This is a genomic window from Pseudomonas frederiksbergensis, from assembly GCF_003732665.1.
GTDB classification, from domain to species: domain Bacteria; phylum Pseudomonadota; class Gammaproteobacteria; order Pseudomonadales; family Pseudomonadaceae; genus Aquipseudomonas; species Aquipseudomonas frederiksbergensis_G.
Window position 1 is genome coordinate 386,556 of sequence record NZ_MOBP01000006.1, and the last position, 15,902, is coordinate 402,457.

Below are 15,902 nucleotides of genomic sequence, written 5' to 3' on the forward strand. Positions count from 1 at the left end.
GCATCAGGCTCTATAAAGCCACGACAGGCTATGAAAGACTTGCCCTCAGTTTTCCCGTGACCTGAGCCTCTATGCCCGCCATCGACCACCCACTGATAGATCAATTCCTCGACGCCCTATGGCTGGAAAAAGGCCTCTCCGATAACACCCGCGATGCCTATCGCAGCGATCTAGCCTTGTTCAATGGCTGGCTACAGGAAAAGAACCTGGAGCTGATCAACGCCGGCCGCGAATTGATCCTCGATCACCTGGCCTGGCGCCTCGAGCAAAACTACAAACCCCGTTCCACCGCCCGATTTCTCTCCGGTGTGCGTGGCTTTTATCGCTATCTGCTGCGGGAAAAGCTGATCGCCGTCGATCCGACCTTGCGCGTCGATATGCCCCAGCTCGGTAGGCCATTGCCCAAATCACTGTCGGAAGCCGACGTCGAAGCCTTGCTGAATGCACCGGACCTGAGCGAAGCCATCGGCCAGCGTGACCGCGCCATGCTCGAAGTGCTTTACGCCTGCGGCTTGCGGGTGACCGAGCTGATCAGCCTGACCCTGGAGCAGGTCAACCTGCGTCAAGGCGTGCTCCGGGTGATGGGCAAGGGCAGCAAGGAACGGTTGGTGCCGATGGGTGAGGAGGCGATTGTCTGGGTCGAGCGTTACCTGCGTGACGGCCGTGGCGAGTTGCTCGGCGGGCGGCCCAGCGATGTGATGTTCCCGAGCCAGCGCGGCGAGCAGATGACCCGCCAGACCTTCTGGCACCGCATCAAACACCAGGCCAAGGTCGCCGGGATCGGCAAGTCGCTGTCGCCGCACACCCTGCGCCACGCCTTCGCCACGCATTTGCTCAACCACGGCGCCGACCTGCGGGTGGTGCAAATGCTGCTCGGCCACAGCGACTTATCCACCACCCAGATCTACACCCACGTCGCCCGTGCCCGCTTGCAAGACCTGCACGCCAAACATCACCCACGCGGCTGATCGTATCCCCCTTGTGGGAGCGGGCTTGCTCGCGAATACGCTGTGTCAGCTTAAGATGATGTCGACTGACCCAACGCCTTCGCGAGCAAGCCCGCTCCCACTGAAAAGGGGGACACCCTTGATGTCGTGCATCACCCGCATTCGGCCCCACCAGCCTTATGTGGTAGGCTTTGCCGGTTTGCACGATGGGCGATTATGACCCGGTGTTTCGGCACGGGCGTTCTGATCGTCCCATTTGTCCGCCTTCAGGAGTTCTCATGCGTCTGACCCAGATTTTCGCCGCCGCAGCCATTGCGTTGGTCAGCACCTTTGCCGTCGCCGATGACGCGGCCGACAAAGCTATTCGTAAAAGCCTGGAAAGCCTCCAGCTGGAAACCCCGATCGACAGCATCAGCGCGAGCCCGCTGGCCGGCCTGTACGAAGTGAAACTCAAAGGCAGCCGCGTGCTCTACGCCAGCGCCGATGGCCAGTACGTGATGCAGGGCTACATGTTCCAGCTCAAGGACGGCAAACCGGTCAACCTGACCGAGAAAACCGAGCGCCTGGGCGTTTCCAAACTGATCAACGACATCCCGGTTGCCGAAACCGTGGTCTACCCGGCGATTGGCGAAACCAAGTCGCACATTACCGTGTTCACCGACACCACCTGCCCGTACTGCCACAAGCTGCACGCCGAAGTGCCTGAGCTGAACAAGCGCGGTATCGAAGTGCGTTACGTCGCGTTCCCGCGCCAGGGCCTCGGCTCGCCGGGTGACGAACAACTGCAAGCGGTCTGGTGCTCCAAGGACAAGAAAGCGGCCATGGACAAGATGGTCGATGGCAAGGAAATCAAGGCCGCCAAGTGCGATAACCCGGTTTCCAAGCAATTCGCCCTGGGTCAGTCGATCGGTGTGAACGGCACGCCGGCCATCGTTTTGGCCGACGGTCAGGTCATTCCGGGCTACCAGCCTGCGCCACAAGTCGCCAAACTGGCGCTGGGCGCGAAATAATTCGCATCGTCACGGTCAGCCGTTGACGATCATGGCCGGGCGGTCACCCGCCCGACCATTAATAGAGAGCCGCTAGCTTGCGGCTGTTTTCACGGCCGACCTTGCGTCGGCCGTTTTATGGGGAGTTCACAGTGAAACCGGTCAAAGTAGGCATCTGTGGGTTAGGGACCGTCGGTGGCGGGACCTTCAACGTACTTCAGCGCAACGCCGAGGAAATTGCTCGTCGTGCCGGGCGTGGAATCGAAGTGGCACAAATTGCCATGCGCACGCCAAAGCCTCAGTTCCAGACGACCGGTATTGCGATTACCAACGATGTGTTCGAAGTGGCCACGAACCCTGAGATCGACATCGTGATAGAGCTGATGGGCGGCTACACCGTTGCCCGCGAGCTGGTACTCAAGGCCATCGAGAATGGCAAGCATGTGGTCACCGCGAACAAGGCACTGATTGCCGTTCACGGTAATGAAATTTTCGCCAAGGCGCGCGAGAAGGGCGTGATCGTTGCGTTCGAAGCGGCCGTGGCTGGCGGTATCCCGGTAATCAAGGCGATCCGTGAAGGCCTGTCCGCCAACCGTATCAACTGGGTCGCCGGCATCATCAACGGCACCGGCAACTTCATCCTCACCGAAATGCGTGAGAAGGGCCGCACCTTCGAAGACGTCCTCGCCGAGGCGCAAGCCCTGGGTTACGCCGAGGCCGATCCGACTTTCGACGTTGAAGGCATCGACGCGGCCCACAAGCTGACGATCCTGGCGTCTATCGCGTTCGGCATCCCGCTGCAATTCGACAAGGCCTACACCGAAGGCATCACCAAGCTGACCACCGCTGACGTGAACTACGCCGAAGCCCTGGGTTATCGCATCAAGCACTTGGGCGTGGCCCGCAGCACCGCCGCCGGTATCGAGCTGCGCGTACACCCGACGCTGATCCCGGCCGATCGCCTGATCGCCAACGTCAACGGCGTGATGAACGCGGTGATGGTCAACGGTGATGCGGCCGGTTCGACCCTGTTCTACGGCGCCGGCGCCGGCATGGAGCCAACCGCTTCGTCAGTGATCGCCGACCTGGTGGACGTGGTTCGCGCCATGACCTCCGACCCGGAAAACCGCGTACCGCACCTGGCCTTCCAGCCGGATTCGCTGTCGGCCCACCCGATCCTGCCGATCGAAGCCTGCGAAAGTGCCTATTACCTGCGGATTCAGGCCAAGGACCATCCAGGCGTGCTGGCCCAAGTGGCGAGCATCCTGTCGGAGCGCGGCATCAACATCGAATCGATCATGCAGAAGGAAGTCGAAGAACACGACGGCCTGGTGCCGATGATCCTGCTGACCCACCGTGTGCTGGAACAGCACATGAACGACGCGATCACCGCCCTGGAAGCCTTGGCGGGTGTCGTTGGGCCGGTTGTGCGGATCCGTGTCGAACATCTGAATTAACAGCAGTTGCAAGCTTTAAGCTGCAAGCTGCAAGTAAAAAGCCAAACTGCTTTTGTCTTGCCGCTTGTAGCTTGCAACTTGTAGCTCAAACCAAAGGTTTGCCCCTATGCGCTATATCAGTACCCGCGGCCAGGCACCGGCCCTGAATTTCGAAGACGTCCTGCTGGCCGGTCTGGCCACTGACGGCGGCTTGTATGTGCCGGAATGCCTGCCACGTTTCACCCAGGAAGAAATCGCGTCCTGGGCCGGCCTGCCGTATCACGAGCTGGCCTTCCGGGTGATGCGCCCGTTCGTCGCCGGCAGCATCCCCGATGCCGATTTCAAAAAGATCCTCGAAGAAACCTACGGCGTGTTCGCCCACAGCGCTGTGGCGCCGTTGCGTCAGTTGAACGGCAACGAATGGGTGCTGGAGCTGTTCCACGGCCCGACCCTGGCATTCAAGGACTTCGCCCTGCAACTGCTCGGTCGCCTGCTCGACTACACGCTGGAAAAACGCGGCGAGCGCGTGGTGATCGTCGGCGCCACCTCCGGTGATACCGGTTCGGCCGCCATCGAAGGCTGCAAGCACTGCGAAAACGTCGACATCTTCATCCTGCACCCGCACAACCGTGTGTCCGAAGTGCAGCGTCGGCAGATGACCACCATCTTCGGCGAGAACATCCACAACATCGCCATCGAAGGCAACTTCGATGACTGCCAGGAAATGGTCAAGAACAGCTTCGCCGACCAGAGCTTCCTCAAGGGCACGCGCCTGGTGGCGGTGAACTCGATCAACTGGGCGCGGATCATGGCCCAGATCGTTTACTACTTCCACGCAGCGCTGCAATTGGGTGGCCCGGCACGTTCGGTGTCGTTCTCGGTGCCTACCGGCAACTTTGGCGACATCTTCGCCGGTTACCTGGCGCGCAACATGGGCCTGCCGATCAACCAGTTGATCGTCGCCACCAACCGCAACGACATCCTGCACCGCTTCATGAGCGGCAATCAGTACGTCAAGGAAACCCTGCACGCCACGTTGTCGCCGTCCATGGACATCATGGTCTCGTCGAACTTCGAACGCCTGCTGTTCGACCTGCACGGTCGCAACGGCGCAGCGATTGCCGGCCTGATGGACAACTTCAAGCAGGGCGGTGGTTTCAGCGTCGAACAAGAACGTTGGACCGAAGCCCGCAAGCTGTTCGATTCCCTGGCCGTGGATGACGCACAAACCTGCGAAACCATCGCCGAGGTCTACGAGCAGACCGGCGAGGTGCTGGACCCGCACACTGCCATCGGCGTCAAGGCTGCCCGCGAGTGCCGTCGTAGCCTGGACATCCCGATGGTGATCCTCGGCACGGCCCATCCGGTCAAATTCCCGGACGCTGTGGAAAAAGCCGGTGTAGGAAAAGCTCTCGAACTACCTGCACATCTTTCTGATTTGTTTGAGAGAGATGAGCGTTGCACCGTGTTGCCAAATGACCTGAAGGCCGTGCAGGCCTTTGTCAGTCAGCATGGCAACCGCGGCAAGCCGCTCTAAGCCGCAAAACCTGTCACATTTTGAAGCCCGTCTCCTGACGGGCTTTCTTGTTTCTGCGTGCCACACTTGTCGCGTTTTCGCCCATGAAGGACGGGCGAGTTGATCACGAAGGAAGTGGCAATGTTGTTTTTGAGAGGGTTGAAACCAGCCATGTGCTGGGTTTTTTTGCTCGGCGCGATGGGCTGTGGACAGTGCGCGTGGGCGGCACAATTGATGGCTTATGAGGCGACCGTCAGCACCATTGAACTGAATGCCGAAGAACAGCAATGGATGCGCGCTCACCCGCAAGTCATCGTGGCATCGAAGCAGTACCCGCTTTACCAGTTCAAGGACGAGCACGGTCAATGGATCGGTTTGAACATCGATGTGTTGAGCCGCATCAGCGCAATGACGGGGCTGAGTTTCGTCCATGAAGAGTCATTTTCCACCGAGCATTTGCTTGGTCGCCTGGAAAGCGGCGCGGCGGACATGACCACGACCCTGGCGATGAATGACGAGCGCAAGCTGTTCCTGGATTTCAGCCATGCCTTTGGCGGTTCTCCCTGGGTGTTGGTCGGGCGGGCCGGGGCTCCGCTTTTACATTCCCTGGAGCAACTGTCGGGACGGATTCTGGTATTGCCGGCCAGGCACGCCATGGAGCAAACCATTCGGCGTGATTACCCGGCCATCGACTTGCGCACGGTCAAGACCTACGCCGAAGCCAGGGCGCTGGTCGAAAGCGGCGAAGCCTATGCCACCATCGAGAACGAAACCGGGGCGCAGCTCTACCCGACCGGGCAGTTGAAGATAGGGCATACGGTAGAGGGGTCGTGGGAAGCCGACCATTTGGCAGTACGAAAAGGGCAGCCGCAATTGTTGAGCATCCTCAACAAGGCACTCGAAGCGTTCCCGCCGGCCGAGTTGCGGGCCATTCGCCTGAAATGGCTCGATGGCATTGCCCCCAGACCCACGCTGTCGTTCTGGCAGCGGGCCACCCAGTGGGGCTGTTGGGGCATGTTTATCGTCAGTCTGTTCGGTCTGCTGTCCTTGCTCTGGAATCGACGGCTCGCGGCGCTGATCAGGCAGCGCCGGGACGTCGAGAAAGACCTCAGCGATCAACTCGCCTTCCAGTATGCGTTGATCGACGCCATGCCCGATCCGATGTTTGTACGTGATCTGCAGGGGCATTTGATCATGTGCAACAAAAGCTATGAGGAGGGCTTGTCGATCCGTTTCGATCAGGTACAGGGGCGGCGATTGATCGAGGTCGACGTCCTGCCCAGGGAGACGGCGGAGCTGTTGCACGCCGAGTTCATCGTCCAGCTCGAAACCCGCAAGCCCCGGTTCACCAAACGTCAGTTGAAGTTCAATAACGGGGTAAGGGATATCTATCAGTGGACGGTGCCGTTTTACGGGGCGGACGGGCAGGTACGCGGGTTGCTGGGCGGATGGACGGACATCGGGCGGCGCAAGAGCGAAGGGGAGTGCCAGTGTCCTAAGTGAGTTTCGGAATTGTCCTATAGGATGCGGCTACTTTTCCGATGGGAGGCTGAAGGATGCTGTCCTAGAGTGGTCGACAACTGCGGTGAGAGCCCGCGTGTGTCGTTCCAGAGGCCGCTTATGCGCACGCTGAAAACCCTGATTCTAGAACCCAATCCATTCCAGATGATTGCGTTGCACCAGATGCTCAACGCCATCGGTGTCTATGACGTGCTCACGGCGCCGTCGATGTCGGCGGCGCTGTGCTCCCTGGGACGGCGGGGCATGGTGGATATCGCGTTTTGCGATCCGCAACTCAAGGGCGGCGATGGGCTGGCGCTGGTGCGACATCTGGCGGAGCAGCGGGAGGCGCGGGCGCTGATCCTGCTTGGCAACGTGGTGCCGAGTGTCATGTCGGACGTGCAGGCGATGTTGGCGGACAGCGAGGTGAAACTCCTGGGGCACCTGCACACACCGGTGTCGGCGGTGTTGATGCGCCGGCTGCTGGACGTCTACCTGCTGGAGTCGATGCTTCAAGCCCGGGCCTGAAGACGGCTGTTTTTTCCCTGTCATCTTTGCGGTGCATGCTCAATTTCCCCAGAGATGCATGTACCGCTGCCATGCGGTATTCAGAACTTTCTTCTCGGGCCAAGGGTCATTAACTGTAGACACGCCCTCCCAGGCACTTCGTTTTCGGACTATTGAGTGGTGATCGCGAGATGGAAAGTATCAGTCTATTGCTCGGTGAGGCTCTGAGCCCGTATCAAGTTTCGTTGACCCCGTCGGGCGCCCATGGTGAATGCCTGGTGACCTTGAAGAATGCCGTCGGCGCGATTGTCGTGGAGCGTGAATTCAATCAGGCGCAGTTGAGCGACAAGTGGCAACTGACCGATGTCGTCGACGGATTGCATCGTGATGTGCTGATCGCTGAAGGTCGCCTGGAGCCCTGTGTGATCGCGGCGTTGCGCAACGCGGCCCAGGACAAGATCCTGGCCAATCGAAATTGAATTGTTTTTTGTGGGAACCTTCCTGCTCCAAGGTCAGTCAGACCATGTAACAGCAGGATCAAGCATTGTGCTCCGGTGCTTGTAGCTTGCTGCCACTGGTCTTTATGTAGGCCACGTTTAACCCCGAGTCGTCTCCCCACTTCTCGGGGTTTCTTTTTGCCCGAATTTTGTCATTGCCCGGCCTGTTGATCGAAAAACGCCTTGGCCGCTTCCAGGTAATCGACGCGCCGTTCCGGATCCAGCCAGTCGGCATACGCGTTGGCCAATCGCTCGTGGGGCAGGGTGCGCAACAGTTGATTGATCTCACTGATGGCTTGCTTGCCCTGGGCGGTATTGGAGCAGCCGATGTAAGTGGAGATGTACTTGCCCGTGCCCTTGATCGGATAGAACACCAGCTCGTTATCGGCAATTTTTTCTTGCTGGGCCAGGTAGCGGATTTCCGGCCAGTAGCCCAACACCCCCAGCAACCGCCCCAGGCGCTGCATCTGCAACAGGCTGCCGAGTGCGTCGTTGCCATAATGCAGGGTCAGGGTATTGGCAGGTGCCTGCTTCAATTCGGCGTCGAGGAACTGCCCGTAACTGCGCTCCGCCACCGCACCGAGCTTCTGGCTGCCATCGGCCAGCAGCGCCGCCAGATCAACTTCCCCGTCCACCAGAAACGGCTCCAGTTGCGGGCGATCTTCCTGCCGCACCGCAAGGCCATTAGTGACCGCCCGAAACACCGGAATGGAAAACGCGATCCACTGCTCCCGCTCCTTGCTCCAGATCAGCGAGGGATCACAGGTGAAGGATTCTTCGCGCAGCATCTGCATGCCACGGGCGCGATTGACCCGCATCAGCGTGTGATCGTATTGCGGCATACCGGCGATCAACAATGGCATCAGTTGATCGATGACTCCCTGGCCTTTTTGCGGACCCTCGAAGATTGTCACCGGCGGCAAATCCCGCAGCAGCCAGATCAACGTTTCTTTCGGTTGGGCTCCGGCGGCTGAACTCAATCCGAGCAACAGCGTCAGTACACACGGCCCGCGGGCACGTTTAATGAAGGCTGAAAGCAGGCGCTTCAGTTTAGATGGCCCCGTCTTCACGCAGCTTTGCGATCCGTTCCTTGTCATAGCCAAGATCGTTGAGCACCTGCGCATTGTGTTCACCCAACTGCGGTCCGACCCATTCGGACGTGCCGGGTGTCTCAGAGAGTTTCGGCACGATCCCCGGCATCTTGAAGGCTTTGCCGTCCGGCAGCTTGGCCTGCAGGAACATTTCCCGGGCCAGGTACTGCGGGTCGCTGAACATGTCTTCGGCGCTGAAGATCCGGCTGGCCGGGACGTCGGCCTGGTTCAACTGCTCGATCACGCTGTCCAGTGGCAGCGAATTGACCCAGCGATCGATCACCCCATAAATTTCGTCGCGACGGCTGTCGCGGCCATCGTTGCTGGCCAATACCGGGTCGTTGGCCAAATCTTCGCGACCGATGATCAGCATGAAGCGCTTGAAGATCGCATCGCCGTTGGCGCCAATCTGCACATGTTTGCCGTCGGCGCTGGTGTGGATGGAGGAGGGCGTGATGCCGGGCATGATGTTGCCGGTGCGTTCGCGGATAAAACCGAACACATCGAACTCCGGGACCATGCTTTCCATCATCGCGAAAATCGCCTCATACAGCGCCACGTCCACCACCTGGCCAAGGCCGCCGTTCACCTCGCGATGACGCAGGGCCATCAATGCGCCGATCACACCCCACAGGGCGGCAATCGAATCGCCGATGGAAATCCCGGTACGCACGGGCGGCCGGTCCTCGAAACCGGTGATGTAGCGCAGGCCGCCCATGGATTCACCGACCGCGCCAAACCCCGGTTGGTCTTTCATCGGTCCGGTCTGGCCGAAGCCCGACAGGCGCACCATCACCAGTTTCGGATTGAGGGCGTGTAAAACGTCCCACCCCAAGCCGAGCTTTTCCAACACGCCGGGGCGAAAATTCTCGATCAGGATGTCCGCTTCGCTGAGCAGTTTTTTCAGGATCTCCAGGCCGTCCGGGTGTTTCAGGTTCAAAGTCAGGGACTTCTTGTTGCGCGCCTGGACGAACCACCACAGCGAGGTGCCTTCATACAATTTGCGCCATTTGCGCAACGGATCACCGCCATCCGGGGATTCGATCTTGATCACTTCAGCGCCGAACTCGCCGCAAATGCGCGAGGCAAACGGCCCGGCAATCAACGTACCCAATTCGATGACTTTCAGACCTGAGAGCGGTTTTCCGGTGAATGGCATACGGGATCCTGTAGGACAAAGTCGTGTGAGTAGTGCGTTTTAACATAGCCGCGTGTCAGTCGCCCAAAGTTGATGGCCGTCAATTGGTTGATTGCCTACCGCATCGGTTAGACTTGCCGCCTTTCCTCGTATCAAGAAGCCCGTTCATGGCCCAGCCGTCCACGACCTACAAGTTTGAACTGAACCTCACCGACCTCGACCGTAGCGTGTACGAGAGCGTAAAGCAGACCATCGCCCGTCACCCTTCGGAAACCGAAGAACGCATGACCGTGCGCCTGCTGGCCTACGCCTTCTGGTACAACGAGCAACTGTCGTTTGGTCGAGGTCTGTCAGACGTGGATGAACCGGCCCTGTGGGAAAAGAGCCTGGATGACCGTGTCCTGCACTGGATCGAAGTCGGCCAGCCGGACGCCGATCGCCTGACCTGGTGCTCACGCCGCACCGAGCGCACCAGCCTGCTGGCCTACGGCAGCCTGCGTGTCTGGGAAACCAAAGTGATCCCGGCGATCAAGAACCTGAAAAACGTACACATCGCCGCCGTGCCTCAGGACATCCTGGAAACCTTGGCCAAAGACATGCCCCGCGTTATCAAGTGGGACGTGATGATCAGCGAAGGGACGATTTTTGTTACCGACGACCGTGGTCAGCACGAAGTCCAATTGCAGTGGCTGAGCGGCGAACGCGGCTGATTTTTCGCCGCTTTCCCGTTTCACCCGGTTTTATCCTACGTATTCAAGAGAAGCACCTGTCACCCCATGCGCATCGAACCTCGCCTGTTGCCCGACACCCTGCCATTCCTTGGTGATCTGCCGCCGTTGCTGACCCGTCTGTACGCGGCGCGGGGTGTGCAGAGCGAGGCTGAACTGGACAAGAGCCTGAAGCGCCTGATTCCATTCGAGCAGCTCAAGGGCATTGACGCGGCGGTTGACCTGTTGGTGACAGCGCTGGAACAGCGTCAGCGGATTCTGATCGTCGGTGATTTCGACGCTGATGGCGCGACCGCCAGCACCGTCGGCGTGCTCGGCTTGCGCCTGCTCGGCGCGGCGCATGTCGATTATCTGGTGCCGAACCGTTTCGAGTACGGCTACGGCCTGACCCCGGAAATCGTCGAGGTGGCGCTGACCCGCACCCCGCAACTGCTGATCACCGTGGACAACGGCATTTCCAGCGTCGAAGGTGTGGCGGCGGCGAAGAAGGCCGGGCTCAAGGTCTTGGTCACCGATCACCACTTGCCTGGCGATGAACTGCCGCTGGCGGATGCCATCGTCAATCCGAACCAGCCTGGGTGCGAGTTTCCGAGCAAGGCGCTGGCCGGTGTCGGCGTGATCTTTTACGTGTTGATGGCCCTGCGCGCACGCCTGCGCAGTCTCGGCTGGTACGAGAGCAAGCCGCAGCCGAACATCGGCGAGTTGCTGGACCTGGTGGCGCTGGGCAGCGTCGCCGACGTGGTGCCGCTGGATGCCAACAACCGGATCCTCGTGCATCAAGGCCTGGAACGGATTCGCGCCGGGCGTGCGCGGCCGGGGATCAAGGCGATCCTCGAAGTGGCCAAGCGTGAACCGGCGCGCATCACCTCCACCGATCTGGGTTTTATCGTCGGTCCTCGCTTGAACGCAGCCGGGCGTCTGGACGACATGAGCCTGGGCATCGAATGCCTGCTCACCGAAGACGCCGGCCTCGCCCGGGAAATGGCGGGCCAGCTCGACGGCATGAACCAGGACCGCAAATCCATCGAGCAAGGCATGCAGCGTGAAGCGCTGGCCCAGCTCAAGGACTTGCCGGTGGAATCGATGCCGTTCGGCTTGTGCCTGTTCGATCCCGAGTGGCACCAGGGTGTCATCGGCATCCTCGCTTCGCGGATGAAAGAGCGTTATTTCCGCCCGACCATCGCCTTCGCCGATGCCGGCGATGGCTTGCTCAAGGGCTCGGGGCGTTCGGTTCAAGGCTTCCATATTCGCGACGCCTTGAGTGTGGTGGCGGCGCAGCATCCGAACCTGATCAGCAAATACGGCGGCCACGCGATGGCGGCCGGTTTGACCTTGCCGGAAGCGAATTTCCCGCTGTTCGCCGAAGCTTTTGACGCAGAAGTGCGTAGGCAATTGCGCGAAGAAGACCTGACCGGACGCCTGCTGTCGGACGGCACCCTGGCGGTCGAGGAATTCCACCTGGAACTGGCCCGCGCCCTGCGCCACGCCGGGCCTTGGGGCCAGCACTTCCCGGAGCCGCTGTTCCACGGCGTGTTCCAGTTGGTCGAGCAGCGGGTGGTCGGTGAGCGGCACCTTAAAGTGGTGCTGAAAAGTGAATGTGGTTCGGTGAAGCTGGATGGCATCGCTTTTGGGATTGACCGCGATATCTGGCCGAATCCGACCATCAAGTGGGTGGAATTGGCCTACAAACTCGACCTCAACGAGTTTCGCGGGAATGAGACGGTGCAGTTGATGATTGCTCACATCGAGCCGCGGTGACCCCTTCGCGAGCAAGCCCGCTCCCACATTGATTTTGCGCACGACTCAGATCCACTGTGGGAGCGGGCTTGCTCGCGAAAGCGATCTCCCACGCGCCAAATATCCCCGGAACCCTCCCTCATCCCCCGTTGTCGACTAGGCTCTAAGCACTGCTTGATTGGCCTTGTGACGTCTTGTCGAATTTTTTACCCGCGGGGGCGGGTGTTGCACCTTTTCCTGTCACTCGTCGACTTTTCAAACAGAACCCTGGAGCCTGCCCACTGATTCGAGAGGTGCCCCATGAGTCTGCTGCTTGAACCCTATACCCTTCGCCAATTGACCCTGCTCAACCGCATCGCCGTATCACCGATGTGCCAGTACTCCAGCGTCGATGGCCTGGCCAATGACTGGCACCTGGTCCACCTCGGCAGCCGCGCGGTCGGCGGGGCCGGTCTGATTTTTACCGAAGCCACGGCGGTCACCGCCGATGGTCGCATTACCGCCGAAGACCTCGGCCTGTGGAATGACGAACAGATCGAACCGCTGCAGCGCATCACCCGGTTTATCGCTGCCCAAGGCGCGGTGGCTGGTATTCAACTGGCCCACGCCGGCCGCAAGGCCAGCACCCATCGCCCGTGGATTGGCAAGCACGGCAGCGTCAAACCTGACGATGGCGGCTGGACCCCGGTCGGGCCTTCGCCGATTGCTTTCGACCCTCAGCACACTCCGCCCAAGCAGCTCGACGAGGGGCAGATTGCCGAAGTCATCCAGGCCTTTGTCGAAGCGGCCCAGCGGGCGCTGACCGCCGGTTTCAAAGTGGTCGAGATCCATGCGGCCCACGGTTACTTGCTGCACCAGTTCCTGTCGCCCTTGAGCAATCAACGGCGCGATCAATATGGTGGCTCGTTCGAAAATCGCATTCGCCTGGTGCTGCAAGTCACCGAAGCGGTGCGTGCGGTCTGGCCTGAAGAGTTGCCGTTGTTCGTGCGTGTGTCGGCCACTGACTGGGTGGAGGATGGCTGGAACCCGGATGAAACCGTGGAACTGGCGCGACGCCTCAAGGACTTGGGCGTGGACTTGATTGACGTCTCGTCGGGCGGCACGGCGGCCAATGCGGAAATTCCTACAGGACCGGGTTATCAAACCCGCTTCGCTGAGCGCGTGCGTAAGGAGTCCGGCATCGCCACCGGCACCGTGGGCATGATTACCGAGCCGGCGCAGGCTGAGCACATTCTGCGGACCTGTCAGGCGGACATCATCTTCCTGGCCCGGGAGCTGCTGCGCGATCCGTACTGGCCGCTGCACGCCGATGATGACCTGGGCGGGCGCAAAGCGGTGTGGCCGGCGCAGTATCAGCGGGCGACCCATCGGGACCAGCCGATTCATGAGTCTGATTTGCGCGACTGACTGCTGCCGTAAAAACAAAAAGCCCCGGCTGAGTTGGTCGAGGCTTTTGCGTTTCTGAAGCGGGATTTTTGTTGTCGGTCAGGCCGTCTTCGCGGGCAAGCCCGCTCCCACAGGGGAATGCATTCCAAATGTGGGAGCGGGCTTGCTCGCGAAGAGGCCAGCCCAAACAACCCCCTGATATCAGGTGTACTTACGCTTCTCCGGCGCCGGCGGGAAGTACTGGTACAACCAGGTTTCACTCAACGTCCGGTCATTGGTGCGGATAAACAACCGCAGCTCCACCGGGGCCACGCTGTCATTGGTCGGGAACCAGTCAAAGGTAATCCGGTAACCCTTGATGTCATCGAGCACCAGCACGTTGAAATCCTTCACCTCGCCATTCGAGCATGTGACCACCGGTTCGATCGCCGCGCCTGCCGGCAAGCGGTCCAGACCGCCACCGGTGAAGTCCACTGCAAAGCGTCGCGCCCAGACCTCAGGGTAATGCTCACCCGGCGCCCAGCCTTCGATAAAGCCGCCCATGCCCGAACGGGTCGCATTGACCCGTGCCAGCGGCGTGCTGACCGGTGGCAATGCGCTCCAGTACAGCTTGTAGCCATAGTTCAGCGAATCACCGGCGGCCACCGGTTTTTTCGGCGTCCAGAACGCGACGATGTTATCCAGGGTCTCGCCGGTCGTAGGAATTTCCAGCAAATCGATAGAGCCTTCGCCCCACGCGGTTGTCGGTTCTACCCACAGGCTCGGACGCTTGCTGTACCAGTCCACGGTGTCCTGATAGCTGGCGAACTCGTGATCGGTCTGCACCAGGCCGAAGCCTTTTGGGTCGGTGTCGGCGAAGGCGTTGAACTGCAAAGTCGCCGGGTTGTTCAGTGGGCGGCAGATCCACTCGCCGTTGCCGCGCCACATGGCCAGGCGATCAGAGTCGTGGATTTGCGGGTGAATGGTGTCGCACATACGCCGCTCATGGGTGCCGCAGCTGAACATGCTGGTCATCGCCGCGATGCCCAGTTGTTCGATGGCAGTACGCGCATTGATGTGGGCATCGATGGCCATCACCACCTGGCTGGCCTGGCAGTCGATGTCGAAGCGGTAGGCGCCTGTGGCGCTTGGCGAATCAAGCAGGGCGTAGACCACGAAACGGGTGCTGTCCTTGTCCGGCGTCTCGAACCAGAACTTGGTGAAGTCCGGGAATTCCTCACGCTTCTTTGCGTAAGTGTCGATCGCCAGGCCGCGCGCCGACAGGCCATATTGGCCAGTAGCATCTACCGCACGGAAATAGCTGGCGCCGAGGAAAGACAGTACGTCGTGCTTGTCCAGCTCCGGAGCCTTGAACAACTTGAACCCGGAGAAGCCCAGGTCGCCCGTGAGCTGCTTGGTGTCGACCGTGGTTTTTTCATAATTGAACAGCGACGGGCGGAAGTGCACTTCCCGGGCCTGACGCGTCTTGGGATCGACGCTGTACATGCGCACGGGTTGCTTGAACCCCATGCCGACGTGGAAAAACTGCACGTCGAGCTGACCATTCAGGTCGTTCCACAGCGAGTGCTCGCCGTCGTACTGGATTGCGTTGAAGTTCTGCGGCGTCATGGTCGCCAGAGTCGGCGGCAACACCTGCTTGGTGTCCTGATAGCGGCTGCCGGCGAGCTGCTTGGCCTGGATCTTCAGCGATTCGAAATCGAACGCCTGGGCGTCGCCATCAGCGGCGCCATCCGCGGCCCAGGCACGGGCGGCCAGCAGCCCGGTGGCCGACAAACCGGTGTAGGCAGCGATAGCCATGGACGCTTTGAGCAAATTCCTGCGGTGCATAAGTACAACCTGTCGTGAACAATCCCGCGCCGTACCTGGCACTGCTGGGATCAAAAAAGGAGGTTCGGACATGCCTTCGGCCAAACGCAACGGACTCTAAACAGATGCCAAATAGCTTAAACCGTTCGGTCATCAAGAAAAAATGATTGATAGCACAACGATGTTGCGGCAATGAAACAAGACATGTCCGGTAACCTTTCCCACAGTACTTTCTGTTTTATAGGCCATTTCTGCCTTTTTCGACTAATTACTCTAAAAACCTCTTTTCAGCGCCGATTTAATTCCTATCCTATGGGCATAGCCGGTTTCGGCCCTTCAGGCCGGCGGGTTCAGCACGCACCAAGCGACGGCTGAAAAGAGTGGTAGGGCGATGCGGTTTTCTGAAGTTTTCTTTGACGTATTAGAAGGACATCGTCCATGTCGAAAGTACAAGGCATCACCGAACTGTTGGGGATTTTTCCGTGCCTGTCCATTGGTCGGCGCAGGCGTCGGCTCAATTCGGAGGAAATGAAATTGGTGGAGCGGTATAGGGAGCTGTCCGAGAGTGATCGGATTGCGATGAGGTATCTGGTGGATGCGATGAGGAGTGTTTCGAGGTTTTGA

14 protein-coding genes are annotated in these 15,902 nt (G+C 59.9%); 11 read left to right on the top strand and 3 right to left on the bottom strand.

Annotated elements, in window-relative coordinates; translation table 11 throughout:
• Positions 1–71: 71 nt before the first annotated feature.
• From xerD to BK665_RS11745, 7 genes are all read left to right on the top strand, one after another.
• Positions 72–968: a site-specific tyrosine recombinase XerD gene (xerD, locus tag BK665_RS11710; RefSeq protein ID WP_123405600.1), complete on the top strand. Its 897-nt coding sequence runs from the start codon at positions 72–74 to the stop codon at positions 966–968.
• A 257-nt stretch (positions 969–1,225) separates the two neighbouring features.
• A complete protein-coding gene (gene dsbC / locus BK665_RS11720) occupies positions 1,226–1,957 on the top strand; it encodes a bifunctional protein-disulfide isomerase/oxidoreductase DsbC (protein WP_123405604.1) in 732 nt (243 codons plus the stop codon).
• A gap of 131 nt (positions 1,958–2,088) precedes the next feature.
• Complete coding sequence (locus tag BK665_RS11725) at positions 2,089–3,393, top strand: homoserine dehydrogenase (RefSeq protein ID WP_123406326.1); 1,305 nt, start codon at positions 2,089–2,091, stop codon at positions 3,391–3,393.
• Between the two features lie 106 nt (positions 3,394–3,499).
• A complete protein-coding gene (gene thrC, locus BK665_RS11730; protein ID WP_123405607.1) occupies positions 3,500–4,909 on the top strand; it encodes a threonine synthase in 1,410 nt (469 codons plus the stop codon).
• A gap of 120 nt (positions 4,910–5,029) precedes the next feature.
• A complete protein-coding gene (locus BK665_RS11735; RefSeq protein WP_123405609.1) occupies positions 5,030–6,391 on the top strand; it encodes a transporter substrate-binding domain-containing protein in 1,362 nt (453 codons plus the stop codon).
• 117 nt (positions 6,392–6,508) lie between these two features.
• Complete coding sequence (locus BK665_RS11740) at positions 6,509–6,916, top strand: response regulator (protein WP_123405611.1); 408 nt, start codon at positions 6,509–6,511, stop codon at positions 6,914–6,916.
• A 170-nt stretch (positions 6,917–7,086) separates the two neighbouring features.
• On the top strand, positions 7,087–7,374 hold the full coding sequence (locus BK665_RS11745; protein ID WP_123405613.1) for a DUF3509 domain-containing protein: 288 nt from the start codon (positions 7,087–7,089) through the stop codon (positions 7,372–7,374).
• A gap of 170 nt (positions 7,375–7,544) precedes the next feature.
• Here the strand turns inward: BK665_RS11745 and BK665_RS11750 are convergent, their stop codons facing one another.
• Positions 7,545–8,489 carry a TIGR02285 family protein gene (locus BK665_RS11750; RefSeq protein WP_123405615.1) on the bottom strand — a complete coding sequence of 315 codons (945 nt, stop codon included), beginning with the start codon at positions 8,487–8,489 and terminating at the stop codon, positions 7,545–7,547.
• Positions 8,443–9,642: a CaiB/BaiF CoA transferase family protein gene (locus BK665_RS11755; protein WP_123405617.1), complete on the bottom strand. Its 1,200-nt coding sequence runs from the start codon at positions 9,640–9,642 to the stop codon at positions 8,443–8,445. Before BK665_RS11755 ends, BK665_RS11750 begins: the two co-directional genes overlap by 47 nt.
• A 146-nt stretch (positions 9,643–9,788) precedes the next feature.
• Between BK665_RS11755 and BK665_RS11760 the strand changes: the two genes are divergently transcribed.
• From BK665_RS11760 to BK665_RS11770, 3 genes are all read left to right on the top strand, one after another.
• Positions 9,789–10,331 (top strand): YaeQ family protein, encoded by a 543-nt coding sequence (locus BK665_RS11760; protein ID WP_010462971.1) that lies wholly within the window; start codon positions 9,789–9,791, stop codon positions 10,329–10,331.
• A gap of 66 nt (positions 10,332–10,397) precedes the next feature.
• Positions 10,398–12,107, top strand: coding sequence for a single-stranded-DNA-specific exonuclease RecJ (gene recJ, locus BK665_RS11765; RefSeq protein ID WP_123405619.1), 1,710 nt, complete (start codon positions 10,398–10,400; stop codon positions 12,105–12,107).
• Positions 12,108–12,386: 279 nt separating this feature from the next.
• Positions 12,387–13,493: an NADH:flavin oxidoreductase/NADH oxidase gene (locus BK665_RS11770; RefSeq protein ID WP_123405621.1), complete on the top strand. Its 1,107-nt coding sequence runs from the start codon at positions 12,387–12,389 to the stop codon at positions 13,491–13,493.
• Positions 13,494–13,673: 180 nt separating this feature from the next.
• On the opposite strand, the gene BK665_RS11780 is transcribed toward BK665_RS11770, so the two are convergent.
• Positions 13,674–15,299 (bottom strand): glucan biosynthesis protein D, encoded by a 1,626-nt coding sequence (locus BK665_RS11780; protein WP_123405623.1) that lies wholly within the window; start codon positions 15,297–15,299, stop codon positions 13,674–13,676.
• A gap of 417 nt (positions 15,300–15,716) precedes the next feature.
• On the opposite strand from BK665_RS11780, the gene BK665_RS11785 reads away from it, so the two are divergent.
• Positions 15,717–15,902, top strand: a complete 186-nt coding sequence (locus BK665_RS11785) for a hypothetical protein (RefSeq protein ID WP_123405625.1) — start codon at positions 15,717–15,719, stop codon at positions 15,900–15,902.

Coding starts and splice junctions, on each gene's coding strand:
- BK665_RS11780 (WP_123405623.1), bottom strand. CDS start 15,299: ATGCACCGCAGGAATTTGCTCAAAGCGTCCATGGCTATCGCTGCCTAC.
- BK665_RS11760 (WP_010462971.1), top strand. CDS start 9,789: ATGGCCCAGCCGTCCACGACCTACAAGTTTGAACTGAACCTCACCGAC.
- BK665_RS11755 (WP_123405617.1), bottom strand. CDS start 9,642: ATGCCATTCACCGGAAAACCGCTCTCAGGTCTGAAAGTCATCGAATTG.
- thrC (WP_123405607.1), top strand. CDS start 3,500: ATGCGCTATATCAGTACCCGCGGCCAGGCACCGGCCCTGAATTTCGAA.
- BK665_RS11750 (WP_123405615.1), bottom strand. CDS start 8,489: ATGACAAGGAACGGATCGCAAAGCTGCGTGAAGACGGGGCCATCTAAA.
- xerD (WP_123405600.1), top strand. CDS start 72: ATGCCCGCCATCGACCACCCACTGATAGATCAATTCCTCGACGCCCTA.
- BK665_RS11785 (WP_123405625.1), top strand. CDS start 15,717: ATGTCGAAAGTACAAGGCATCACCGAACTGTTGGGGATTTTTCCGTGC.
- dsbC (WP_123405604.1), top strand. CDS start 1,226: ATGCGTCTGACCCAGATTTTCGCCGCCGCAGCCATTGCGTTGGTCAGC.
- BK665_RS11740 (WP_123405611.1), top strand. CDS start 6,509: ATGCGCACGCTGAAAACCCTGATTCTAGAACCCAATCCATTCCAGATG.
- BK665_RS11745 (WP_123405613.1), top strand. CDS start 7,087: ATGGAAAGTATCAGTCTATTGCTCGGTGAGGCTCTGAGCCCGTATCAA.
- BK665_RS11770 (WP_123405621.1), top strand. CDS start 12,387: ATGAGTCTGCTGCTTGAACCCTATACCCTTCGCCAATTGACCCTGCTC.
- recJ (WP_123405619.1), top strand. CDS start 10,398: ATGCGCATCGAACCTCGCCTGTTGCCCGACACCCTGCCATTCCTTGGT.
- BK665_RS11735 (WP_123405609.1), top strand. CDS start 5,030: ATGTTGTTTTTGAGAGGGTTGAAACCAGCCATGTGCTGGGTTTTTTTG.